General features: G+C 71.5%; 18 protein-coding genes and 1 tRNA gene. 11 read left to right on the top strand and 8 right to left on the bottom strand.

Going from position 1 to position 22,821, the window contains the following annotated elements; genetic code table 11:
• Positions 1-96: 96 nt before the first annotated feature.
• Complete coding sequence (locus ACWGDX_RS25310; protein ID WP_453629015.1) at positions 97-1,797, bottom strand: thiamine pyrophosphate-binding protein; 1,701 nt, start codon at positions 1,795-1,797, stop codon at positions 97-99.
• The gene (speB, locus tag ACWGDX_RS25305) at positions 1,794-2,918 is read right to left on the bottom strand and encodes an agmatinase (RefSeq protein WP_453629013.1); all 1,125 of its coding nucleotides are present in this window, start codon (positions 2,916-2,918) and stop codon (positions 1,794-1,796) included. Before speB ends, ACWGDX_RS25310 begins: the two co-directional genes overlap by 4 nt.
• 460 nt (positions 2,919-3,378) lie before the next feature.
• Between speB and ACWGDX_RS25300 the strand changes: the two genes are divergently transcribed.
• On the top strand, positions 3,379-4,536 hold the full coding sequence (locus tag ACWGDX_RS25300) for an acyl-CoA dehydrogenase family protein (protein WP_453629011.1): 1,158 nt from the start codon (positions 3,379-3,381) through the stop codon (positions 4,534-4,536).
• 126 nt (positions 4,537-4,662) lie between these two features.
• Here the strand turns inward: ACWGDX_RS25300 and ACWGDX_RS25295 are convergent, their stop codons facing one another.
• Both ACWGDX_RS25295 and ACWGDX_RS25290 read right to left on the bottom strand, forming a co-directional pair.
• Positions 4,663-5,448 carry a phosphatase gene (locus ACWGDX_RS25295; RefSeq protein ID WP_453629009.1) on the bottom strand — a complete coding sequence of 262 codons (786 nt, stop codon included), beginning with the start codon at positions 5,446-5,448 and terminating at the stop codon, positions 4,663-4,665.
• Positions 5,449-5,649: 201 nt separating this feature from the next.
• Positions 5,650-6,282, bottom strand: coding sequence for an SACE_7040 family transcriptional regulator (locus ACWGDX_RS25290; protein WP_453629007.1), 633 nt, complete (start codon positions 6,280-6,282; stop codon positions 5,650-5,652).
• A gap of 153 nt (positions 6,283-6,435) precedes the next feature.
• On the opposite strand from ACWGDX_RS25290, the gene ACWGDX_RS25285 reads away from it, so the two are divergent.
• Genes ACWGDX_RS25285 through ACWGDX_RS25270 form a run of 4 tightly spaced genes read left to right on the top strand, consistent with a single transcriptional unit; the run spans position 6,436 to position 12,200 of the window.
• Complete coding sequence (locus ACWGDX_RS25285) at positions 6,436-8,067, top strand: carboxyl transferase domain-containing protein (RefSeq protein ID WP_453629005.1); 1,632 nt, start codon at positions 6,436-6,438, stop codon at positions 8,065-8,067.
• An 8-nt stretch (positions 8,068-8,075) separates the two neighbouring features.
• Positions 8,076-10,094: an acetyl/propionyl/methylcrotonyl-CoA carboxylase subunit alpha gene (locus tag ACWGDX_RS25280; protein ID WP_453629004.1), complete on the top strand. Its 2,019-nt coding sequence runs from the start codon at positions 8,076-8,078 to the stop codon at positions 10,092-10,094.
• On the top strand, positions 10,091-11,032 hold the full coding sequence (locus tag ACWGDX_RS25275; RefSeq protein ID WP_453629002.1) for a hydroxymethylglutaryl-CoA lyase: 942 nt from the start codon (positions 10,091-10,093) through the stop codon (positions 11,030-11,032). Before ACWGDX_RS25280 ends, ACWGDX_RS25275 begins: the two co-directional genes overlap by 4 nt.
• Positions 11,033-11,039: 7 nt before the next feature.
• Complete coding sequence (locus ACWGDX_RS25270; RefSeq protein ID WP_453629000.1) at positions 11,040-12,200, top strand: acyl-CoA dehydrogenase family protein; 1,161 nt, start codon at positions 11,040-11,042, stop codon at positions 12,198-12,200.
• Positions 12,201-12,337: 137 nt separating this feature from the next.
• Here ACWGDX_RS25270 and ACWGDX_RS25265 read toward each other — a convergent pair whose 3' ends face one another.
• A complete protein-coding gene (locus ACWGDX_RS25265; protein WP_453629074.1) occupies positions 12,338-14,059 on the bottom strand; it encodes a beta-N-acetylhexosaminidase in 1,722 nt (573 codons plus the stop codon).
• 311 nt (positions 14,060-14,370) lie between these two features.
• Here ACWGDX_RS25265 and ACWGDX_RS25260 point away from each other — a divergent pair, with 311 nt between their 5' ends.
• Together ACWGDX_RS25260 and glmS are read left to right on the top strand one after the other, a co-directional pair.
• Positions 14,371-14,646: a hypothetical protein gene (locus ACWGDX_RS25260; RefSeq protein WP_453628998.1), complete on the top strand. Its 276-nt coding sequence runs from the start codon at positions 14,371-14,373 to the stop codon at positions 14,644-14,646.
• 54 nt (positions 14,647-14,700) lie between these two features.
• Positions 14,701-16,530, top strand: coding sequence for a glutamine--fructose-6-phosphate transaminase (isomerizing) (gene glmS / locus ACWGDX_RS25255; protein WP_453628996.1), 1,830 nt, complete (start codon positions 14,701-14,703; stop codon positions 16,528-16,530).
• Positions 16,531-16,644: 114 nt separating this feature from the next.
• Here the strand turns inward: glmS and ACWGDX_RS25250 are convergent, their stop codons facing one another.
• Together ACWGDX_RS25250 and ACWGDX_RS25245 are read right to left on the bottom strand one after the other, a co-directional pair.
• Entirely contained in the window at positions 16,645-17,223 is a 579-nt protein-coding gene (locus tag ACWGDX_RS25250) for an acetate uptake transporter (RefSeq protein WP_453628994.1), read from the bottom strand.
• A 263-nt stretch (positions 17,224-17,486) separates the two neighbouring features.
• Positions 17,487-18,008 (bottom strand): universal stress protein, encoded by a 522-nt coding sequence (locus ACWGDX_RS25245; protein WP_363086269.1) that lies wholly within the window; start codon positions 18,006-18,008, stop codon positions 17,487-17,489.
• Positions 18,009-18,286: 278 nt separating this feature from the next.
• On the opposite strand from ACWGDX_RS25245, the gene ACWGDX_RS25240 reads away from it, so the two are divergent.
• The 4 genes from ACWGDX_RS25240 to ACWGDX_RS25225 all read left to right on the top strand — a co-directional run bounded on the left by ACWGDX_RS25240 (position 18,287) and on the right by ACWGDX_RS25225 (position 21,453).
• Positions 18,287-18,985 carry a hypothetical protein gene (locus ACWGDX_RS25240; protein WP_453628992.1) on the top strand — a complete coding sequence of 233 codons (699 nt, stop codon included), beginning with the start codon at positions 18,287-18,289 and terminating at the stop codon, positions 18,983-18,985.
• Positions 18,986-19,371: 386 nt separating this feature from the next.
• Positions 19,372-20,592: a GlxA family transcriptional regulator gene (locus ACWGDX_RS25235; RefSeq protein ID WP_453628990.1), complete on the top strand. Its 1,221-nt coding sequence runs from the start codon at positions 19,372-19,374 to the stop codon at positions 20,590-20,592.
• Between the two features lie 10 nt (positions 20,593-20,602).
• Entirely contained in the window at positions 20,603-21,205 is a 603-nt protein-coding gene (gene orn, locus ACWGDX_RS25230; RefSeq protein WP_363079220.1) for an oligoribonuclease, read from the top strand.
• Between the two features lie 175 nt (positions 21,206-21,380).
• A tRNA-His gene (locus tag ACWGDX_RS25225) sits at positions 21,381-21,453 on the top strand.
• A 115-nt stretch (positions 21,454-21,568) separates the two neighbouring features.
• Here the strand turns inward: ACWGDX_RS25225 and ACWGDX_RS25220 are convergent.
• A complete protein-coding gene (locus ACWGDX_RS25220) occupies positions 21,569-22,783 on the bottom strand; it encodes a LacI family DNA-binding transcriptional regulator (RefSeq protein ID WP_453628987.1) in 1,215 nt (404 codons plus the stop codon).
• Positions 22,784-22,821: the final 38 nt, after the last annotated feature.

Here is a 22,821-nt window from a genome sequence, read left to right as displayed (position 1 = left end):
AGACATGATGCACAAGGACGGGTCAATGGTTGTATGGGCTCGAACACAATTGCTGGCCGAGACCAAATCGTGTTCGTCGCGCTCCCCCGTCGGCGCTCAGAGGTGAGTCGGCGCGAACATCCTGAGCACGGCGGGCAGCACGACCACCGAGGGACCCGGCGCGGCGAGCGACGCGGCGAGGTCCTCGCGCAGCGACTCCGGAGCCGTACGGACCGCCGGTACGCCGAAGGACTCCGCCAGCGCCACGAAGTCCGGGCGGGACAGGTCCGTACCGCTCGTCTCGCCGAAGGCGCCCGTCATGTACTCGCGCAGGATGCCGTAACCGCCGTCGTCGACGATCAGCCAGGTGACCGGGAGGCCGTACTGCCGGGCGGTGGCCAGCTCCGCTATCGAGTACATCGCGCCGCCGTCGCCCGAGACGGCCAGGACCGGTCTCGTACGGTCGGCCGCGGCGGCGCCGAGGGCGGCGGGGAAGCCGTAACCGAGGCCGCCCGCGCCCTGGGCCGAGTGCATCGGGCCCGGCCAGGCGGCCCAGGCCCAGTAGGCGAGGATCGTCATGTCCCAGAAACTGGGGGAGCTCTCGGGCAGGGCGGCGCGGACGGCGGCGAGCACCTGTCGCTCCGGAGCGAGGTCCTGGGCCTCGATCCTGGCCCGTACCTTCGCCAGGACCGTACGGACCGACTCCACGGCGGCCGGGTCCACGCCCGCCGGGTCCGGGACGGCCGGACCCCGGCGCGCGGACACCGACTCCAGCAGCGCGGACAGCGCGAGCCGGGCGTCGGCGTGGATACCGAGCGCGGGGTGGTTGGACTCCAGCTTGCCGAGGTCCGCCTCGATCTGGATCACCCGGCCACGGGGCCGGAAGGTGTGGTAGTTCGAGGAGAGCTCGCCGAGACCGGAGCCCACGACCAGCAGGACGTCCGCGTCCTCCAGGAAGTCGGTGAGATGGCGGTCCTCCAGCCAGGACTGGAGCGACAGCGGGTGGTCCCAGGGGAAGGCGCCCTTGCCCCCGTAGGTGGTGACGACCGGTGCGGACAGCTTCTCGGCGAGGGCGAGCAGCTTGCCGGAGGCGTCGGCCCGTACGACTCCGCCGCCCGCGATGACCACCGGGCGCTCGGCGTGCGACAGGGCGTGCGCCGCCACGGCGGTCAGCTCGGGGCGCGGCGGCAGCTCGCGCGGGGTGGCGTCCGGCACCGTGACGACCGGCAGCGTGGTCTCGGCGAGCAGCACGTCCTGCGGGATCTCCACCCAGACCGGACCGTGCGGGGCGGTCAACGCGGACTCCCAGGCGGCGGCGATCGCGGAGGGGATCTGCGAGGCGCTGCGGACGAGGTGCACGGACTTCACGATGTCGCGGAAGGACGCCTGCTGATCGCGGAGTTCATGCAGATAACCATGGCGACCGCCACCGAGACCGGCGGCCGGCACCTGGCTGGAGATGGCCAGCACGGGGGCCGAGGCCGAGGCCGCCTCCTGGAGCGCGGGCAGCGCGGTGAGCGCGCCGGGGCCGGTGGAGAGCAGCAGCGGGGCCGCCTCGCCGGTGACCCTGCCGTACGCGTCGGCGGCGAACCCCGCGTTGTTCTCGACACGCAGCCCGACATAGGCCAGATCGGAGCGGCGCAGGGCGTCGAACATACCGAGCGCGTGCTGTCCCGGCAGCCCGAAGACGGTGGTGGCGCCGAGTCCCCGCAGGGTCTCCACGACGAGATCGCCGCCGTTGCGCCCGGCCGGCGGATTCAGCGCGGCCCTGGTCTGCGCCTCGGTGGGGCGCGGGACCGGATCGTGGTCGTGGGTCACTTCGCCGTCCCGGCGGTGGCCGGACCGGCGGGCCCGGACGGGGCGGCGCCTCGGGCGGTGTGCCCGGCGTCGGCGTCGGTCGCGCTCGTGTGCCCGGCGTCGGTCGCGGTCGTGTGCCCGGCGTCGGTGCGGGCGGCGGCGATCCGGCGGGCCATGAGCGTGGTCAGTTCGTACGCCGTGTGGGAGGCGGCGACGGAGGTGATCTCGGCGTGGTCGTACGCGGGCGCGACCTCGACGACATCCGCCGAGACCAGATCGCAGGAGGCCAGCCCCCGGACGATCTCCAGCAACTCGCGGGAGGTGAGCCCGCCGGCCTCGGGCGTGCCGGTCCCGGGCGCGTGCGCCGGGTCGAGCACATCGATGTCGACGGAGATGTACAGCGGGCGGTCCCCTATGCGCTGCCGTAGCTGGTCGACGATCTCGTCCACTCCCCGGCGCATCACATCGGCCGAGGTGACGATGCCGAAGCCCATCCTGGCGTCGTCGTCCAGATCCCGCTTCCCGTACAGCGGGCCGCGCGTGCCGACGTGGGAGAGCGCCTCCGTGTCGAGGATGCCCTCCTCGAAGGCCCTGCGGAACGGCGTGCCGTGGGTGTACGCGGCGCCGAAGTAGGTGTCCCAGGTGTCGAGATGCGCGTCGAAGTGGAGCAGCGCGACCGGTCCGTGCTTCTTCGCCACCGAGCGCAGCAGGGGCAGCGCGATGGTGTGGTCCCCGCCGAGGGTCATCAGACGCGCGCCGGTGCCGAGCAGCTCGTCGGCGGCGGCCTCGATGGTCTCGACGGCCTCGTCGATACGGAACGGATTGGCGGCGATGTCCCCGGCGTCCGCGACCTGGGCGAGCGCGAAGGGCGAGGCGTCCTGCGCCGGGTTGTACGGGCGCAGCAGCCGGGACGCCTCACGGATCGCGTTACCGCCGAACCGCGCGCCCGGCCGGTAGGAGACCCCGGTGTCGAAGGGGACGCCGACGACGGCGACATCGGCGGTGCCGACCTCGTCCAGCCGGGGCAGCCGGGCGAACGTGGCCGGTCCCGCGTACCGCGGGACGCGGGACGAGTCGACGGGGCCGCGCGGGCCGTCCTCACGGTCGGCCGTGGCCGGGTGTACCTGTCCGTTGCTGCTCATCGTCGGGCCTTTCCTGGAGATGCGTGCGGCCGCGGCACCGCTCCGCGCCGTGCCGCCTTGCTCGGGTCCTGCTCTCGTCCTGCTCCGGTCCTGCTCTTGCCTTGCTCCGGTCTCGCTCCGGTCGGTCCGGATCCACGCCAATCGGTCCGGGTCACCGCCTCAAGAATGGACCGGCTCCCCGACAAGCGGTCGGGCCTGTGGACAACTTGTCCCCAGCCCTGTGGACAACTGCTCTCGGGCCAGGGGCGCCACCGGTCCGCCCCGTCCGCCCGTCATGACCGCGGGCGGCCGGAAAGCGACGCTGAAGTGTACGTTTCCCCGGCTCCTCGGCTCCGCGGCGGTGACGCTGTGACGCGTACGACCGGTCCGCGGCTTCCCCACCCCTGGACACCTCTGCTGACTGCCGGGTAACTTTTTCTGAGCAAGCGCTTACCCGAAAGCTCCCGCAGGAGGTTTTCCCGTGCGTCGTACCGTCTACAACGAGGACCACGAGGCGTTCCGGGAGACCATCCGCGCCTTCATCGAGGCCGAGGTCGTCCCGGTCTACGACGAGTGGTACGCGGCGGGCCAGGCGCCCCGCGACTTCTACCACCAGCTCGGTGAGCTGGGCGTCTTCGGGATAGAGGTGCCGGAGGAGTACGGCGGCGCGGGCGAGGAGTCGTTCAAGTTCCAGGCGGTCATGACCGAGGAGGCCGCGCGCGCCGGTGTCTCCTTCGGCGGCTCCGGCGTCCATGTCGCGCTCTGTCTGCCCTACTTGAAGGCGTACGCGACCGACGAGCAGAAGAAGCGCTGGCTGCCGGACTTCGTCAGCGGGCGGACCATGTACGCGATCGCCATGACCGAGCCGGGCACCGGCTCCGACCTGGCCGGGATGAAGACGACCGCCCGGCTCTCCGACGACGGTACGCACTATGTGCTCAACGGCGCCAAGACCTTCATCACCGGCGGTGTCCACGCGGACCGTGTCATCGTCTGCGCCCGTACCGCCGCCCCGACCGCCGAGGACCGGCGCCACGGGATCTCCCTGCTGGTCGTGGACACGAAGTCCGAGGGGTACGCGGTCGGCCGCAAGCTCGACAAGCTGGGGCTGAGGACGTCCGACACCGCCGAACTGTCCTTCACCGATGTCAGGGTCCCGGTCGGAGATCTGCTCGGCGAGGAGAACGAGGGCTTCTCCTACCTCGGCCAGAATCTGCCCCAGGAGCGTCTGGGCATCGCCGTCGGCGCCTATGCGCAGGCCGCCGCCGCGGTGCGGTTCGCGCAGCGGTACGTGCAGGACCGGACGGTCTTCGGCAAGTCCGTGGCGTCCTTCCAGAACACCAAGTTCGAACTGGCCGCCTGCAAGGCCGAGGTGGACGCGGCGGAGGCCGTCGTCGACCGCGCGCTCGAAGCCCATGACCTGGGTGAGCTCTCCGCCGCCGAGGCCGCGTCCGCGAAGCTCTTCACCACCGAGGTCGCGCACCGCGTCATCGACAGGTGCCTCCAGCTCCACGGCGGCTACGGCTATATGAACGAGTACCCGATCGCCCGGCTGTACGCGGACAACCGCGTCAACCGGATCTACGGCGGCACCAGCGAGGTCATGAAGATGATCATCGCCAAGTCGATGGGCCTCTGAGCCCTCCTCCACGATCGGCCGTCACCGTCCGGGATACCGCAGTCCCGGACGCCACCGTCCCGGATGCCATGGTCCGGGGCGACACGACCCAGGGCGTCACGATCCGGGGCGTCACGATCCGGGGCGTCACCGTCGGAGCAGCCCTGCCTCGTTCAGCAGATACGCGGTCATCGGGTCGTAGAAGCGCGGGTCCGTGACATGGTCGTCCAGCGGGACCGTCACGTCCATCGTGCCCTCCGCCTCGGCGAGGAAGAGCGCGGGGTCGTTGCAGTCCGCGTAGCCGACCGAGTCCAGCCCGCGCTGCGCCGCGTACCCCGCCCAGCCGTGGTCCGCGACCACCAGATCCGGCAGCGGTCCGCCCTCGCCCTCCAGAGCGTCCAGGATCGCCCGCATGGGCTCCGGCGAGTGGGTGTGCCAGAGGGTCGCGCCGCGCTCCAGCATCGCGACATCGGCGAACTGGAAGACCATGCCCTCGTCGGCGGTGAGTCCGCCGGGGATCCGTACGATCTCGCAGCCCGCGGCCCGCAGCGCGTCCGCGGTCTGCCGGTGCACGTCGAGCAGCCCGCCCGGGTGGCCGGTCGCGAACAGCACGCGCTCCCGGGCCAGGACGGCTTTGCGCAACCGCGTGGCCATCCGCTCCAGGGCCCCTACGGTCAGCTCGGGGTCGATGGTGTCCTGGCCGGTCCGGTGCTCGGGATCGTCGTTGACCCCGCACCGCTCGGCCATCACGGCGAGGACGTCCTGCTCATCGGTCCAGCGGTCCCCCAGCTCCAGGCCCAGCCAGTAGTGGCGGTCACCGTTGGCGAGCTTGCGGTAGTGGGAGAGATTGTTGTCGCGGGGGGTGGCCACGTCTCCGGCGATACGGGTGCGGACGAGGTGGTCGACAAGGGCGGCGCGGCTGGGTATCGGCATGAGCCCATTGTGCCGTCAGGCATACGCACCGCGCGGGGTGTCCGGGTCTCCGGACCGCGCCCCGCCCCTCGGCCGCTCTCGGCCCTCTCCGGCCGGATCCACGCGCCGTCGGCCGCCGGACCGGAGCGGATCGCCCCTTGCCTGCCCCGGACCACGCCGGGGGCGCCGGAGGCACCGCGCCGTCGCCCCCGGCGCGGTCCGCTACGCCACCCCGGGCACCCCAGGCACCCCGGCCTCGTCGCCCAGCGCCGCGAAGGCGCCGTGCGCGAGCCGGCGCAGCAGGGACTCCGTCGCCGCGCGCCCCGGCAGGCCGCTCCCGCGCGCCCCGAGGTGCGGCGTCGAGTTCAGCAGTCCGAAGACGGCGTGGACCGCGCCGCGCGCCTGGGTCTCCGGCACGTCCGGGTACAGCTTCCGTACGACCTCGACCCACAGCTCCACATACTGCCGCTGGAGCTGTCGCACCAGCTTGCGGTCGCTGTCCCTCAGACGGTCCAGCTCCCGGTCGTGGAGGGTGATCAGCGGGCGGTCGTCGAGGGCGAAGTCGATATGGCCGTCGATCAGCGAGGCCAGTACGGCGGCCGGGTCCCCGTCCGCCCCCGCCCCGCGCACCCGTAGCCTGCCGCCGTCCAGCAGCCGTCCGCTGATACCGACGAGCAGTTCGGCGAGCATCGCGTCCTTGCCCGCGAAATGGCGGTACAGACCGGGGCCGCTGATACCGACGGCCGCCCCTATCTCATCGACGCCGACCCCGTGGAATCCACGCTCGGCGAAGAGGCGCGCGGCGTGCTTGAGGATCTGCTCGCGGCGGGTCGGGGCGGCGGTCCTGATGCTCATGGGAAATCATTCTAGACAGGGCTGTTAGCGGTCGTTAACCTTATGGCGACAACGTTAACGCTCACTAACCCGGTGCGTGTCCGACGGGCCCGCCGACGAGTGCGGCGTCGCCCGGCGACGCCCGGCGACCGGCCAAGCGAGGAGCTACGAGCGATGCAGCAGGCACCCGTGCTGGCGAGCGCCGCGGATCCGGCCTCCGAGTCCTGGCGGATCAACGAGGCGGCGCACGAGGAGCTGGCCGCCGGTCTGCGCGCCCGGCTCGCCGCGGCGCGGCTGGGCGGCGGCGAGAAGGCCCGTGCCCGACACACCGCGCGCGGGAAGCTGCTGCCGCGCGACCGGGTGGACACCCTGCTCGACCCCGGCTCGCCCTTTCTGGAGCTGGCGCCGCTCGCGGCCGAGGGGATGTACGGCGGCGCGGCCCCGGCCGCCGGGGTGATCGCCGGGATCGGCCGGGTCAGCGGCCGTGAGGTGGTGATCGTCGCCAATGACGCCACGGTCAAGGGCGGCACGTATTACCCGATGACGGTGAAGAAACACCTCCGCGCCCAGGAAGTGGCCCTGGAGAACAGACTGCCGTGTCTGTATCTCGTGGACTCCGGCGGCGCCTTCCTTCCGATGCAGGACGAGGTCTTCCCCGACCGGGACCACTTCGGACGGATCTTCTACAACCAGGCCAGGATGTCCGGCGCCGGTATCCCGCAGATCGCGGCGGTGCTCGGGTCCTGCACGGCGGGCGGCGCCTATGTCCCGGCGATGAGCGACGAAGCGGTGATCGTGCGCGGTCAGGGCACGATCTTCCTGGGCGGGCCGCCGCTGGTGAAGGCCGCGACGGGCGAGGTCGTCACGGCCGAGGAGCTGGGCGGCGGCGAGGTGCACTCCCGGGTCTCCGGTGTCACCGACCATCTCGCGGAGGACGACGCGCACGCGCTGCGGATCGTGCGCACCATCGTCTCCACCCTCCCCGCGCGGGGCGCGCTCCCCTGGTCCGTCGAGCCGGTCGAGGAGCCCAAGTCCGATCCCGCCGGGCTGTACGGAGCGGTGCCGGTGGACTCCCGTACGCCCTACGACGTCCGTGAGGTGATCGCGCGGCTGGCCGACGGCTCGCGGTTCGCCGAGTTCAAGGCCGAGTTCGGTACGACGCTGGTGACGGGGTTCGCGCGGATCCACGGCCATCCGGTCGGGATCGTCGCCAACAACGGCATCCTGTTCTCCGAGTCCGCCCAGAAGGGCGCGCACTTCATCGAGCTGTGCGACCAGCGCGGTATCCCGCTGCTCTTCCTCCAGAACATCTCCGGCTTCATGGTCGGCAGGGACTACGAGGCGGGCGGGATCGCCAAGCACGGCGCGAAGATGGTCACGGCCGTGGCGTGCACACGGGTGCCGAAGCTGACGGTCGTGATCGGCGGTTCGTACGGGGCGGGCAACTACTCGATGTGCGGGCGGGCCTACTCCCCCCGCTTCCTGTGGATGTGGCCCAACGCCAAGATCTCGGTCATGGGCGGCGAGCAGGCGGCGTCCGTGCTGGCGACCGTCAAGCGCGACCAGATCGAGGGGCGCGGCGAGGAGTGGCCGGCCGAGGACGAGGAGTCGTTCAAGGCGCCCATCCGCGCCCAGTACGAGACCCAGGGCAATGCCTATTACGCGACCGCGCGCCTCTGGGACGACGGTGTGATCGACCCGCTGGAGACCCGGCAGGTGGTGGGTCTGGCCCTGACCGCGTGTGCCAACGCCCCACTGCCCCAGAGGGACAGCGCGGCGTCCGGCTTCGGCGTCTTCCGGATGTGAGGGTGGGAATGTTCGACACGGTTCTGATCGCCAACCGCGGCGAGATCGCGGTGCGTGTCATCCGTACCCTGCGGACTCTGGGGGTGCGCTCGGTCGCGGTCTTCAGCGACGCGGACGCGGACGCCCGGCATGTGCGGGAGGCCGACACGGCGGTGCGTATCGGCCCGGCCGCCGCGTCCGAGAGCTATCTCTCCGTCGAGAGGCTGCTGGCCGCCGCGGCCCTCACGGGGGCGCAGGCGGTCCACCCGGGCTATGGCTTCCTCGCGGAGAACGAGGCCTTCGCGCGGGCCTGCGCGGACGCGGGGCTGGTCTTCATCGGACCGCCCGCCTCCGCCATCGAGCTGATGGGCGACAAGATCCGTGCCAAGGAGACGGTACGGGCGGCGGGGGTCCCGGTGGTGCCCGGCTCCTCGGGCAGCGGGCTGACCGACGCGGAACTGGCCGCCGCGGCCGCGGAGATCGGCATGCCGGTGCTGCTCAAGCCCTCGGCGGGCGGCGGCGGCAAGGGCATGCGGCTGGTGCGCGCGGAGTCCCTGCTCGCCGAGGAGATCGCGGCGGCCCGGCGGGAGGCGCGGTCCTCCTTCGGGGACGACACGCTGCTGGTGGAGCGGTGGGTGGACCGGCCGCGCCATATCGAGATCCAGGTGCTGGCGGACACCCACGGGAATGTGGTGCATCTCGGCGAGCGGGAGTGCTCGCTCCAGCGCCGCCATCAGAAGGTCATCGAGGAGGCGCCGTCCGTTCTGCTGGACGAGGCGACCCGCGCGGCGATGGGCGAGGCGGCGGTCCAGGCGGCCCGCTCGTGCGGATACGCGGGCGCGGGGACGGTCGAGTTCATCGTGCCCGGCCGCGATCCGGCCTCGTACTTCTTCATGGAGATGAACACCCGTCTCCAGGTGGAGCATCCGGTCACGGAGCTGGTCACGGGCCTCGATCTGGTCGAGTGGCAGCTACGGGTCGCCGCCGGCGAGGAACTGCCCTTCGCGCAGGCCGGCATCACCCTCACCGGCCACGCGGTGGAGGCCCGGATCTGCGCGGAGGACCCCGCGCGGGGGTTCCTGCCCACGGGCGGTACGGTCCTGGCGCTGCGCGAGCCGCGGGGCGACGGGGTACGGACGGATTCGGGCCTCTCCGAGGGTTCGGACGTCGGCAGCGCCTACGACCCGATGCTCTCCAAGGTCATCGCCCACGGCCCCGACCGCGCCACGGCCCTGCGCAGACTGCGCGCGGCCCTCGCCGGGACCGTCACCCTGGGCGTCACCACGAACGCCGGCTTCCTCCGCCGGCTCCTCGCCCACCCCTCGGTGGTCGCGGGCGATCTCGACACGGGTCTGGTCGAGCGGGACGCGGAGTCCCTGCTTCCGGACGGGGTCCCGCCGGAGGTCTACGCGGCGGCGGCGGCGGTCCGCGAGGCGGAGCTTCGGCCGCCCGCGACCGCGGGATGGGTGGACCCCTTCTCCGTACCGGACGGCTGGCGTCTGGGCGGCGAACCCGTCCCCGTGACGCACCGGTTGCGGGTGCCGGGACTCGAACCCGTCACGCACCGGGTGCTCCCCGGCGACCGGTCCCGGGTGGAGCCCACGCGGGTCACGGTCACCGGCTCGGTGGACGGTGTGACCCACACCTTCCACCGGGCGGGCGACTGGCTCGGCAGGGACGGGGAGAGCTGGCATGTGGTGGACTTCGACCCCGTCGAGGCCGCCCTGCGCGGAGGCGGCGCGGCCGGCGGGGCGGACTCACTGGTCGCGCCCATGCCGGGCACCGTCACCGTGGTCAAGGTGGCGGTCGGGGACGAGGTGACCGCCGGGCAGAGTCTGCTCGTCGTCGAGGCGATGAAGATGGAGCACGTCATCTCCGCCCCGCACGCGGGCACCGTCACCGAGCTGGATGTCACCCCCGGCTCCACCGTCGCCATGGACCAGATCCTGGCGGTCGTCACCCCCGCGCCCGAGCCGGACACCGCACCCGCACCCGGTCCCGGTCCCGCCACAGCACCGGACACCGCCGTCCCCCAGGAGGAGTCATGACCGACGGACTGCCCATGGCCGTCCCCGCGGAGGGACTGCCGCCCCAGGTCCGTATCCACGAGGTGGGCGCGCGCGACGGGCTCCAGAACGAGAAGTCCGTCGTACCGACCGAGGTCAAGGCCGAGTTCATCCACCGGCTCGCGGATGCCGGGCTCACCACCATCGAGGCCACCAGCTTCGTACGCCCCGAGTGGGTGCCCCAGCTCGCGGACGCCGAGGAGCTGTTCCCCCTCCTCGGCGACCTGGGGGCGGAGGTCGCGCTCCCCGTCCTCGTGCCGAACGCGCGGGGCCTCGACCGCGCCATCGCCCTCGGGGTCCGCCGTATCGCCGTGTTCGGCAGCGTCACCGAGTCCTTCGCCAAGGCCAATCTCAACCGTACGGTCGACGAATCACTCGCCATGTTCGCGCCGGTGATCGAGCGGGCCCGCGCGGACAAGATCCATGTCCGCGGCTATCTCTCCATGTGCTTCGGCGACCCCTGGGAGGGTCCTGTCCCCGTCCACCAGGTCGTCAGGGTCGCCAAGGCCCTGATGGACCTGGGGTGTGACGAGCTGAGCCTCGGCGACACCATCGGCGTCGCCACCCCCGGGCATGTGCAGACCCTCCTCGCCGGGCTGAACGAGGAGGGCGTGCCGACCAACGCCCTCGGTGTGCACTTCCACGACACCTACGGCCAGGCACTCGCCAACACCTTCGCCGCGCTCCAGCACGGTGTGACCACGGTGGACGCCTCGGCGGGCGGCCTCGGCGGCTGCCCGTACGCGAAGAGCGCCACCGGAAACCTCGCCACCGAAGACCTCGTGTGGATGCTCGAAGGCCTCGGTGTCGAGACCGGCGTCGATCTCGGCCGGCTCACCGCCACCAGCGTGTGGCTGGCCGAACGGCTGGGCCGCCCCAGCCCCTCCCGTACCGTCCGAGCCCTCTCCCACAAGGAGTGACGCACCCATGTCCCTGGACCACCGGCTCTCGGCCGATCACGAAGAACTGCGGCGCACCGTCGAGGAGTTCGCCCATGACGTCGTGGCGCCCAAGATCGGCGACTTCTACGAGCGCCACGAGTTCCCGTACGAGATCGTCCGTGAGATGGGGCGGATGGGCCTGTTCGGGCTGCCGTTCCCCGAGGAGTACGGCGGTATGGGCGGTGACTATCTCGCGCTCGGTATCGCCCTCGAAGAGCTGGCCCGCGTCGACTCCTCCGTGGCGATCACCCTGGAGGCCGGGGTCTCGCTCGGCGCCATGCCCATCCATCTCTTCGGTACGGAGGAGCAGAAGCGCGAGTGGCTGCCCGGTCTCTGCGCGGGCGAGGTCCTCGGCGCGTTCGGTCTGACCGAGCCCGAGGCCGGTTCGGACGCGGGCGGCACCCGCACCACCGCCGTGCGCGACGGCGACAGCTGGGTGATCAACGGCAGCAAGTGCTTCATCACCAACTCCGGGACGGACATCACCGGTCTGGTCACGGTCACGGCCGTCACCGGCCGCAAGGACGACGGCCGTCCGGAGATCTCCTCGATCATCGTCCCGTCCGGCACCCCCGGCTTCACCGTCGCCGCCCCGTACTCCAAGGTCGGCTGGAACGCCTCGGACACCCGTGAGCTGTCCTTCTCGGACGTACGGGTCCCGCTGGCGAATCTGCTCGGCCAGGAGGGCCGGGGATACGCCCAGTTCCTCCGTATCCTCGACGAGGGCCGGATCGCGATCTCCGCGCTGGCGACCGGTCTCGCCCAGGGATGTGTGGACGAGTCGGTGGCCTACGCGAAGCAGCGGCAGGCGTTCGGGCGGCCGATCGGCGCCAACCAGGCCATCCAGTTCAAGCTCGCCGACATGGAGATGCGCGCGCACATGGCGCGGATCGGCTGGCGGGACGCGGCCTCGCGGCTGGTGCGCGGTGAGCCGTTCAAGAAGGAGGCGGCGCTGGCGAAGCTGTACTCGTCGACGGTCGCCGTCGACAACGCCCGCGAGGCCACCCAGATCCATGGCGGCTACGGCTTCATGAACGAGTATCCGGTGGCCAGGATGTGGCGCGACTCCAAGATCCTGGAGATCGGCGAGGGCACCAGCGAGGTCCAGCGGATGCTGATCGCGAGGGAACTGGGCCTGCCGAGCTGAGCCGGGGGACGGATACCGGGGGACGGATACGGCGGCGGGGAGGAGCCGGTGCCACGGCCCCTCCCCGCGCATATGTCCGCACCTCCCCCGCGCGCGTGTCCGCTACCTCCCCGCGCGTGTGTCCGCGTGCCGGTCCGTCAGCCGGCCGGCCAGGGCACCAGCGGTGAGCGGTAGTAGTCGATACCGAGCGCCGTCATACGCGGCCCCTGGGCCGCCAGCCGCACCTTGTACGTGTCCCAGTCGTGCGTGGCCACCGGGGACCAGCCCAGTTCCGCGACGCCCAGCAGCCGTGGGAACGCCATGAACTCCAGCTGGTCGCTGGTGACGAGGGTCTCCGTCCAGAGCGGGGCCTCGATGCCGAGCACCGCGCTCTCGGGTACGCCCGCGCCGGCGAGATAGGTCGCCGGATCCCAGCCATAGGAGCGGTCCACCTCGGTGTAGCCGGCCCAGGACTGGCCCAGCGCGGTGCTTCTGTCGTACTTCATGTCCAGGTACACCCGGTCCGCCGGGGAGAGGATCAGCCCGGTGCCCTTCTTGGCCGCCGCCGCGACCTGCGCGCGCTCGGCGGCGCCCGTGGCGTCGTAACCCCAGTACTGGGCGACGGCCCCCGCGACCGGGGTGGCACCGGTGAGCTGATGCCAGCCGACGACGGTCTTGCCGTACTTCCGTACGGCGGCCTGCGCCCGGTCCATGAAGGCCACATAGTCGGCGTGGCTGGTGGCGTGCGCCTCGTCACCGCCGATGTGGAGGTACTTGCCCGGGGTGAGCGCGGCCAGCTCGCGCACCACGTCGTCCACGAAGTCGTACGTGACCTCCTTCGCCACGCACAGCGAGCTGAAGCCGACACTCGTGCCCGTGTAGAGCGGGGGCGCGACACCGTCGCAGTTCAGCTCGGCGTACGAGGCGAGCGCGGCGTTGGTGTGGCCCGGCATGTCGATCTCCGGGATGACCTCCAGCTCCCGGGAGGCCGCGTAGCGCACCAGGTCGCGGTACTGGTCCTTGGTGTAGTAGCCGCCGGGCCCGCCGCCCACCTGGGTGGAACCGCCGTACGTGGCCAGCCTCGGCCAGGAGTCGACGGCGATCCGCCAGCCCTGGTCGTCGGAGAGGTGCAGATGCAGCTTGTTGATCTTGTAGAGGGCCAACTGGTCGATATAGAGCTTGACCTGGTCGGCCGTCAGGAAGTGCCGGGAGACATCGAGCATCGCGCCCCGGTAGGCGTAGCGCGGGGTGTCCGTGATGGTGCCGCCCGCGACCGTCCAGGGACCGCGCTGCCCGGTCCGCTTCTCCACCGGGGCGGGCAGCAGCTGGCGCAGGGTCTGGACCCCGTGGAAGAGTCCGGCGGGCTCTCGGGCGGTGATCGTGACACCGTGCCGCCCGGACTCCAGCCGGTAGCCCTCCGCGCCCAGACTCCGCTCGCCCGCGCCGAGCCGCAGCCTGATGCCGCCCGGCGCCTGCCGGTCGGTGACCGGCAGGGTGTAGCCGGTGGAGGGGCGCAGCACTCCGGCCAGATAGGAACCGATCCGCCGGGCCTCGCGCGTGTCGTCGCGCGAGCGGCCGTCGACCAGGATGCGGGTCGCCGCGGTGATGGCGTACGGCGAGCCGCCCGCCCGCACCCGCTGCGGCGCGGGCACGATCTGGTCCAGTGGACGCGCGGCTCCGGAACCGCTCCGAGATCCGGAAGCGCTCTGGGATCCGGAACCGCCCTGCGAACCGGAACCGGAACCGGCGTGCGGGCGGTCTCCGTGGAGGGCCGCGGAGCCCGCGGGCACCGGGCCCGTGGCTCCGATGCCGGCGACACCGGCCGCCGCGACGAGCAGCAGCGAGCCGAACAGCCGGGGTAACGCTCTGCGGTGTGCCACAACGTTTCTCACGAGGTCGTCCCTTCGACGGGGTACTCACCTGTGGTGCCGGGCGTTGAACTCCCCCCATGGGACCCGCGAGCCCCACCGGCGGTCAAGGTGTAGACCAATTTCCGCCCTTCTGGCGGAAGAGTCCCCGCCTGGGGGAGTTCACCGCCGCCGGGTCACCGCCGCCGGGTCACCGCCGCCGAACAGACCGCCCTGAAGCGGCCCACCGTCCGTTCCCCCTTTCGGCCCTGAATGGGACCGACTCCTGCCCGATTCCGGGCAGATTTCTTGCAAACGTCCTCCTCTACCCGCAATATCAACGAGTGCTGGAACGCCACACGTCGTACGACGACCTCATCGACCATCTCGTCCGCAGCACCGCGCTCCGGCGCGGCGAGGCGGCCCGGGTGGTGCTCGACGTGCTGGCGTACTTCGACGAGACGACCGAGGAGTTCGTCCGCCGCCGCCACCGGGAGATGCAGGGCGCCGGCGGCACCAACGCGGAGATCTTCGAGCGGATCGCGGCCGAGCTGCCGCACCGGGCGGTGGCACCGCCGGAGCTCTCGCTCCGGCAGCTGCGCCGCATCGTCTACGGCTGAGGCGATCACGAACCGATCAGCGATCATGAACCGATCAGGAGGGGCAGAGACCGTATGTGCGGAATCGTCGGATACATCGGCAGGCGTGATGTGGCACCACTGCTGCTGGAGGGTCTTCAGCGGCTGGAGTACCGCGGGTACGACTCGGCGGGAGTGGTCATCACCGCCAAACCGGCCGCGGGCAAGGCCGCCACGCTGAAGATGGTCAAGGCCAAGGGCCGGGTCCGTGATCTGGAGGCCCGCGTGCCCAAGCGCTTCGCGGGCACCACCGGTATCGCGCACACCCGCTGGGCCACCCACGGCTCGCCGAGCGACGAGAACGCGCATCCGCACATGGACGCCGAGGGCAAGGTCGCGCTCGTCCACAACGGCATCATCGACAACGCCTCCGAGCTGCGGGTGAAGCTGGAGGCGGACGGGGTGGTGTTCCTCTCCGAGACCGACACCGAGGTGATGACCCATCTCATCGCCCGCTCCCAGGCCGCCACCCTGGAGGAGAAGGTCCGCCAGGCGCTCCAGCTCATCGAGGGCACCTACGGGATCGCCGTGCTGCACGCCGACTTCCCGGACCGTATCGTCGTCGCGCGCAACGGCTCCCCGGTCGTCCTCGGCATCGGCGAGAAGGAGATGTTCGTCGCCTCCGACGTGGCCGCCCTCGTCTCGCACACCCGCCAGGTCGTCACCCTCGACGACGGCGAGATGGCCACCCTCAAGGCCGACGACTTCCGTACGTACACGACCGAGGGCTCCCGTACCTCGGCCACGCCGACCACCGTGGAGTGGGAGGCCGAGTCGTACGACATGGGCGGCCACGACACGTATATGCACAAGGAGATCTCGGAGCAGCCGGACGCCGTGGACCGGGTGCTGCGCGGCCGGATCGACGACCGCTTCGCCACCGTGCATCTCGGCGGCCTCAATCTGGACGCCCGCGAGGCGCGCGGGGTGCGCCGGATCAAGATCCTGGGCTGTGGCACCTCGTACCACGCGGGGCTCATCGGCGCGCAGCTCATCGAGGAGCTGGCGCGGATCCCCGCGGACGCCGAGCCCGCCTCCGAGTTCCGCTACCGCAATCCGGTCGTGGACCCCGACACGCTCTATGTCGCGGTGTCCCAGTCCGGTGAGACGTACGACGTGCTGGCCGCGGTGCGGGAGCTGAAGCGCAAGGGCGCGCGGGTGCTGGGTGTGGTCAATGTCGTGGGCTCGGCGATCGCCCGGGAGACCGACGGCGGGGTCTATGTGCACGCGGGCCCGGAGGTCTGTGTCGTCTCCACCAAGTGCTTCACCAACACCGTGGTCGCCTTCGCGCTGCTGGCGCTGCATCTCGGCCGTATCCGGGATCTGTCGGTCGCCGACGGCAAGCGGGTCATCGAGGGGCTGCGCAGACTGCCCGCCCAGATCTCCGAGATCCTGGCGACGGAGGACGCCATCGCGAAGCTGGCGGCCCAGTACGCGGACTCCGCCTCGATGATGTTCATCGGGCGCGTGCGCGGTTATCCCGTGGCACTGGAGGCCTCCCTGAAGCTCAAGGAGATCTCCTACATCCACGCCGAGGCCTATCCCGCCTCGGAGCTGAAGCACGGGCCGCTCGCGCTGATCGAGCCGGCGCTGCCGACGGTCGCGATCGTCCCCGACGACGAGCTGCTGGAGAAGAACCGCGCGGCGCTGGAGGAGATCAAGGCGCGCAGCGGTCCGATCCTGGCGGTGGCGCACCAGCCGCAGGAGAAGGCCGACCACACGATCGTGGTACCGAAGAACGAGACCGAGCTGGACCCGATCCTGCTGGGCATCCCGCTCCAGCTCCTGGCGTACCACACGGCGCTGGCGCTGGGCCGGGACATCGACAAGCCCAGGAATCTCGCGAAGTCCGTCACCGTCGAGTAGCCGGGCAGGGCCCCGGCGGAGGCTGTGAGAGTGCCCCCAGCGCATGCCGCCCGGCGCGCTGGGGGCACTCTCCGGTAGGGGCCGGCGCTGCCCGGACACCGGCCCGCGGCTGCCTCAGCCGGTGGCCGTCACCCCCCGGCCGGCAGCACGACGACGCGGCAGCGCGGTCGGCCACTTGGCGAGCGCGGCCGTCGCTCCGTACCAGGCGGCGAGACCCGCCACGGCGGCGATCCAGCCTCCTGTCCTGGCGAGACCCGTGCTCTCGGCGAACTGTCCGACGGCGAGCAGCAGCAGTGCGACGGTGAGCAGTCCGTACGCCCCCTGGAACAGCGGCCCCGCGCCCGCCGCGCCAAGGGTGAGGCTGAGCGCGAGCAGCGCCCACAGGAGGAGGAAGAGGCCAGCCGCGTCGGCGGAGATCTGATCGCCGACGCCCGTCCCCCAGGTGAACCAGAAGGCTCCGAGGCCCGCGAAGGCCGTACCGGTGAATGAGTCGCCCGACCGGAATCCGAGCAGCCCGGCGACGAAGAGCGCGACACCGCCGACGTACAGCGCGAGCGGGACGGCGTCGGCCGCCGTCGCTCCGTCGATGACGGCGGTGTGGCCGATGCCGAAGGCGAGCAGGGTGAGTCCGAGCGCGAGATGGCCGAGAACCGAAGTCGAAGTGGTGCTTCCCGCAGAGACGTCGTTGTCCACGGCGGGCTCCCTTCATGATGTGCGGGTGTGGTGTGTCCCAGCGGCCGTTATGTACCCTTCACAAGCGCACGATTCACCTCTACGCGTGAGTAAATTCACGTTGGGCGCAAGGGAGTTGACACTAAGTCAGCCGGTGTGAAGCGCGGATGGGCAAAGCCGGACCGCACCACGCGCCACGCCGGACCTGAGGCCCGAGGGCCGGTCGGCTCCGGCCCGAGGGGAACGGCCGACCGGGAACGGCCGGACCGGACCGGGCCCGACCGTCAGGGAATCACCACGACGGGCCGCTGCGCACGGCGCGCGAGCCGTCCCGCCACCGAGCCGAAGATCCGCCCGACGATGCCGTGCGTGGAGCCCACGACGATCGCGTCGGCCGAATACTCCTCGCCGACCTCTTCGAGTTCATGGCAGATGTCACCGCCGCGCTCGACCAGGATCCACGGCACCTCGGCGAGGTAGTCCGCGCAGGCCAGTTCGAGACCGAGCACCTCGGTGCGGTGGTCCGGTACGTCCACGAAGACCGGGGGTTCGCAGCCCGCCCAGACCGTGGTCGGGAGCCGGTTGGCGACATGGACGATGATCAGGCCGGAGCTCAGTCGCTTGGCCATACCGATGGCGTACGCGAGCGCCCGCTCACTGGATGTCGAGCCGTCGAAGCCGACCACCACTCCGTGGCGGAAGGCGGGATCGCAGGATGCATGGGTCTGTTCCGCCGCTCGCAGGTCCGACAGAGGGTCGGCCACCCGCTTGCGGTCTGCGGGTTCGGGGATTTCGTGACCAGCCATGGCGTCTCGGCTAAAGAGGTCCTCTTGGGAAGGGACAACAATGGGCGTGGTGGGTGGTGCCGTGTCCGGGAATCATCTTCCCAATCCGTACCCATAAGGGTACGGCGACACTCTTCTCATGCCCAGAGCCCGCCGCCCCACACGCGGCGTTCCAGGGAGCATGCACGAGGCCGCTCGGGATCGCAATGCCGGATGGCCCCTACAGTTGTCCGAGGAGTGACCGGAGGGCTCCGCTCCTCGTTGGCCATCGGTCATATCGTCACTTCGAGGGAGCAGCCGTGCCCGCATCACCGACCGCTCAGGCCACTCCGGACGCTCCGTGTCGCGACGCGCGGGCGGCGCGGAAGTCGCTCCGCGCGATCCCGGCGCCGGGCGGGGCGGTCCCGGCGGGCGGCGGATCCGCCGCACCCGGCGCCCGGCCGCCCGCGCGGCAGGCCGTCGAACCGGCCGCGGGGCCGCCGTCGCACCGGGCGGCGCGGAAGTCCGTGGAGCCGTCCGGCGCCCCGCACGGGGAGCCGCGCCGGGAGCCGTACCGGGACCCCGCCGGGGACACCGCGCGGGCGCCGTCGGAAGATCCGGCGGGAGAGGTCGTCCGCTGGGCGTCGTTGAGTTGTCTGCTGGTCCCGCTGGTCCTCACCGTGTACGGAACGTCCTTCGGTGGCACGATCGTCACCACGCTCGGACTCGCCGCCGTGGCGGCGGTCTGCCGGCTGCTGCTGCACCGCTCCGGGTCCCCCGTCGCCCAACCGCGGGCGGCGGAGGCGAAGATGGGGGAACAGCCGCGGCCCGGCGCGGGAGCCGGGCCGGAAGCGGCCGCGGAAGGCCGGGCGGGCGCGGGAGGAAAGGCGAGCGGGACGACGAGGAACGGGGCAAGGATGTACGGAACGTACGGAACGTCCGGAAGCCGACGGTCCTCGGGCGGTCGGGGGGCGCATCGAGGCTCGCGCGCGCATGAAGGTAGTGCGCCGGGAGATTGAAAGCTTCGCACAGACGCACCCATCGCTTTTCGGCCAACTTCACACCGGGAGAGAACCCCTGGGGAAATGGCCTGCCAACCCCCTTGCCACCAGGGAAGAAAGGACCGACCCAGTCGTCCGCACCCTACGGGGACGGGCCATGCACGTGAGGCCCACTTCCACTCTCGGCTCCCGAGTGGAACGCTTCGTGATCGAATGCTTCGCGCCAAGTTGCCTTGTCGACATAGCGCCGGATGGAGAACTTGTCACGCCGGCACCACGGGACACAGTAGATTCGATCATGAGTATCGAAGGCTGGGGACCCGTGCAAAACCGAGGGGAATCGTGCAGGAGCGAGAGGCCCGACAAGAACGGGGAGACGCGAACACCGAGGGGGGCTTAGCGCCATGAGCCAGGACTCCATTGCCGCACCGGAGTCAGCACGGAAGCTTTCCGGGCGTCGCCGACGAGAAGTCGTCGCCGTGCTGCTCTTCAGCGGTGGCCCCATCTTCGAGAGCTCAATTCCGCTCTCGGTGTTCGGAATCGACCGCCAGGACGCCGGGGTTCCCCGCTACCGCCTGCTCGTGTGTGCCGGGGAGGACGGACCGCTGCGCACCACCGGCGGGCTCGAACTCAGCGCGCCGTACGGTCTGGAGGCGATCAGCAGGGCGGGCACCGTGGTCGTGCCGGCATGGCGGTCGATCACATCGCCGCCACCACCGGAAGCGCTGGACGCGCTGCGCCGGGCGCACGAGGAGGGCGCGAGAATCGTCGGTCTGTGCACCGGCGCGTTCGTGCTCGCCGCGGCCGGTCTGCTGGACGGCCGCCCGGCCACCACACACTGGATGTACGCGCCGACGCTCGCCAAGCGCTATCCGTCCGTGCATGTGGATCCGCGTGAGCTGTTCGTCGACGACGGCGATGTGCTGACGTCGGCGGGTACGGCGGCCGGAATCGATCTGTGTCTGCATATAGTCCGGACGGATCACGGCGCGGAGGCCGCGGGCGCGCTCGCCCGCAGACTCGTCGTACCGCCACGGCGCAGTGGCGGTCAGGAGCGCTATCTGGACAGGTCTTTACCGGAGGAGATCGGCTCCGACCCGCTCGCCGAGGTCGTGGCCTGGGCGCTGGAGCATCTCCACGAGCAGTTCGACGTGGAGACGCTCGCGGCCCGCGCGTACATGAGCCGCCGTACGTTCGACCGGCGGTTCCGTTCGCTGACCGGAAGCGCGCCGCTCCAGTGGCTGATCACCCAGCGGGTGCTCCAGGCACAGCGGCTGCTGGAGACCTCCGACTACTCCGTCGACGAGGTCGCCGGCCGCTGCGGCTTCCGCTCACCGGTGGCGCTGCGCGGCCACTTCCGGCGCCAGCTCGGCTCCTCCCCCGCGGCCTACAGGTCCGCCTACCGGGCCAGGCGCCCGCAGGGCGAGCCGATGGCGCCGGGGGTCCTGGAGTCGGTCGTGCCGGCCCAGGTCTCGGTACACGCCAGACGGGCGGCCGCGGCCGCCGGCGTACCGGGCCAGGCGACCGCGTCGTCGGCGGTGCAGGAGCACGGGAAGCCGGGTTCCGACGTATACGCGACAGGTCCGGGCCGTCCGAGTCTGCCCGGCCAGCGGAGCGCCCCGTAGGGTAAGGCGTATGAACGACCGCATGGTGTGGATCGACTGCGAGATGACCGGGCTCTCGCTGACGGACGACGCACTCATCGAGGTGGCCGCCCTGGTCACCGACTCGGAGCTGAACGTGCTCGGTGAAGGGGTGGACATCGTGATCCGCCCGCCGGACGGAGCGCTGGAGACCATGCCCGAGGTGGTGCGGCAGATGCACACCACCTCGGGACTCCTCGACGAGCTGGCGGGCGGTACGACGCTCGCCGCCGCCGAGGAGCAGGTCCTCGCGTATGTACGCAAGCATGTCAAGGAGCCCGGCAAGGCTCCGCTGTGCGGGAACACGGTCGGCACCGACCGCGGCTTCCTGCTGCGCGACATGCCGACCCTGGAGGGCTACCTCCACTACCGCATCGTGGATGTCTCCTCGGTCAAGGAGCTGGCCCGCCGCTGGTACCCGCGGGCGTACTTCAACAGCCCGGAGAAGGCCGGCAACCACCGCGCGCTCGCCGATATCCGCGAGTCCATCGCCGAGCTGCGCTACTACCGCGAGGCGGTCTTCGTACCGGCGCCGGGCCCGGACTCCGACACGGCCAAGCAGATCGCGGCCAAGCACGTACTCCACGCGCGATAGCGCGACAGCCCCACCCCGGGCCACCACGCCCCCGCCCGGGGCCACCACCCCCGCACGCCGGGCCGCCCCCGCCACCCCTGGGAGGCGTCCCCGCCACCCCGCACGAATAGCGGGCGCGAGCACCCTCGCGGACCCTGTACACTTTTTCTCGGCCGGTCGGAAACGACCGGTCGTGGTGGGTATAGCTCAGCTGGTAGAGCACCTGGTTGTGGTCCAGGATGTCGCGGGTTCGAGTCCCGTTACTCACCCTGAGTGGTCAAGGCCCGGTCCGTGAAAGCGGACCGGGCCTTCTTCATGTTCTCGCGCGGTACGGAGCCGGGAACGACTGGCCGGACGGCCGGACGGCCAGGCGACGAGGCCTCGTCAGGACGAGGCCCGGATGATCAGCTGGGTGGGGAGCAGGATCTGGTGCGGGGGCGCCGGAGCCGGGGCCGGGTCCGGGCGGGTGGCGATCTCCATGAGGACCAGACGGGCCATCGCGCGGCCCATCTCCTCGATCGGCTGGCGGACGCTGGTCAGCGGCGGGTCCATATGGCGGGCGATGGCCGAGTCGTCGAAGCCGATCAGGGCCACGTCGTCCGGGATACGGCGGCCGGCCGCGCGGAGGGTCTGGCGGGCGCCGGCCGCCATGACGTCCGAGGCGGCGAAGACCGCGTCCAGGTCGGGGCGGCGGGCGAGCAGCTCCCGCATGGCGCGGCGACCGCCGTCCTCGGTGAAGTCGGCCACGGCCGTCAGTCCCCCGTCCAGGGTCTGTCCGGCGTCCGTGAGGGCCCGGCGGTAGCCGTCGAGACGGCAGGCCGCGCCGTACACCTCCAAGCGGCCGGTGATGGTCGCGATGGTGCGGCGGCCCCGGGCGAGAAGATGGGCGACGGCCGTACGGGCGCCCTCGGCGTTGTCGGAGTCGACCGCGGGCAGCGGTTCGGCCGCCGAGCGCCGGCCGCTGATGACCGTCGGGATACCGAGCTGGGTGAGCAGCTCCGGCAGCGGATCGTCCGCGTGGACCGAGACCAGCAGCGCCCCGTCGGCGCGGTGCGCGGCCAGATACTGGGCGAGGCGCCGTCGCTCGCGGGCGCCGCCCGCGAAGGTGAGCAGCAGTTGCATCCCCGTCTCGGCGAGGGCCTCGCCGACGCCGCTGACGATGTCGGAGAAGTACGGTTCGGCGAAGAACCGCGCCTCGGGCTCCGGCACCACCAGGGCGATCGCGTCGGCGCGATTGGCGGCGAGGGCGCGGGCCGCGCGGTTCGGTACGTACCCCAGCTCGGCGACGGCCGCCTCGACCACGGCTCTGGCCCGCTCGCTCACCCTCGGGGAGCCGTTGATCACCCGGGAGACCGTGCCGCGGCCGACCCCGGCCCGCGCGGCCACCTCTTCGAGCGTGGGCAGCTTGCCGCCGCGCCCGCGCGCCTGGAGAGCCTGGGGCGCGGTCTCCGGTGTCCTGCGTGCCCGCTCCTCGTCCGTCCCGCGTGCCCGCTCCTCGTCCCGCGTCCCTCCTGGCTCCCGTACCCGCGTCTCCCGTACCCGCCGGGCCCCCTGGGCTCCGTCCGTCCCCCGGACTCCCGGGGCTTCCTGAGACGCCATCCCTGCCTCCCCCAACGAATCCGCCACCCGCCCCCCAT

Source organism: Streptomyces sp. NPDC055025 (assembly GCF_053608565.1).
The sequence above is the reverse complement of the archived record's forward strand: the minus strand, read 5'-3'. Positions and strand labels throughout refer to the sequence as shown.

Coding starts and splice junctions, on each gene's coding strand:
- speB (WP_453629013.1), bottom strand. CDS start 2,918: ATGAGCAGCAACGGACAGGTACACCCGGCCACGGCCGACCGTGAGGAC.
- ACWGDX_RS25295 (WP_453629009.1), bottom strand. CDS start 5,448: ATGCCGATACCCAGCCGCGCCGCCCTTGTCGACCACCTCGTCCGCACC.
- ACWGDX_RS25290 (WP_453629007.1), bottom strand. CDS start 6,282: ATGAGCATCAGGACCGCCGCCCCGACCCGCCGCGAGCAGATCCTCAAG.
- ACWGDX_RS25285 (WP_453629005.1), top strand. CDS start 6,436: ATGCAGCAGGCACCCGTGCTGGCGAGCGCCGCGGATCCGGCCTCCGAG.
- ACWGDX_RS25280 (WP_453629004.1), top strand. CDS start 8,076: ATGTTCGACACGGTTCTGATCGCCAACCGCGGCGAGATCGCGGTGCGT.
- ACWGDX_RS25275 (WP_453629002.1), top strand. CDS start 10,091: ATGACCGACGGACTGCCCATGGCCGTCCCCGCGGAGGGACTGCCGCCC.
- ACWGDX_RS25270 (WP_453629000.1), top strand. CDS start 11,040: ATGTCCCTGGACCACCGGCTCTCGGCCGATCACGAAGAACTGCGGCGC.
- glmS (WP_453628996.1), top strand. CDS start 14,701: ATGTGCGGAATCGTCGGATACATCGGCAGGCGTGATGTGGCACCACTG.
- ACWGDX_RS25245 (WP_363086269.1), bottom strand. CDS start 18,008: ATGGCTGGTCACGAAATCCCCGAACCCGCAGACCGCAAGCGGGTGGCC.
- ACWGDX_RS25235 (WP_453628990.1), top strand. CDS start 19,372: ATGAGCCAGGACTCCATTGCCGCACCGGAGTCAGCACGGAAGCTTTCC.
- orn (WP_363079220.1), top strand. CDS start 20,603: ATGAACGACCGCATGGTGTGGATCGACTGCGAGATGACCGGGCTCTCG.
- ACWGDX_RS25220 (WP_453628987.1), bottom strand. CDS start 22,783: ATGGCGTCTCAGGAAGCCCCGGGAGTCCGGGGGACGGACGGAGCCCAG.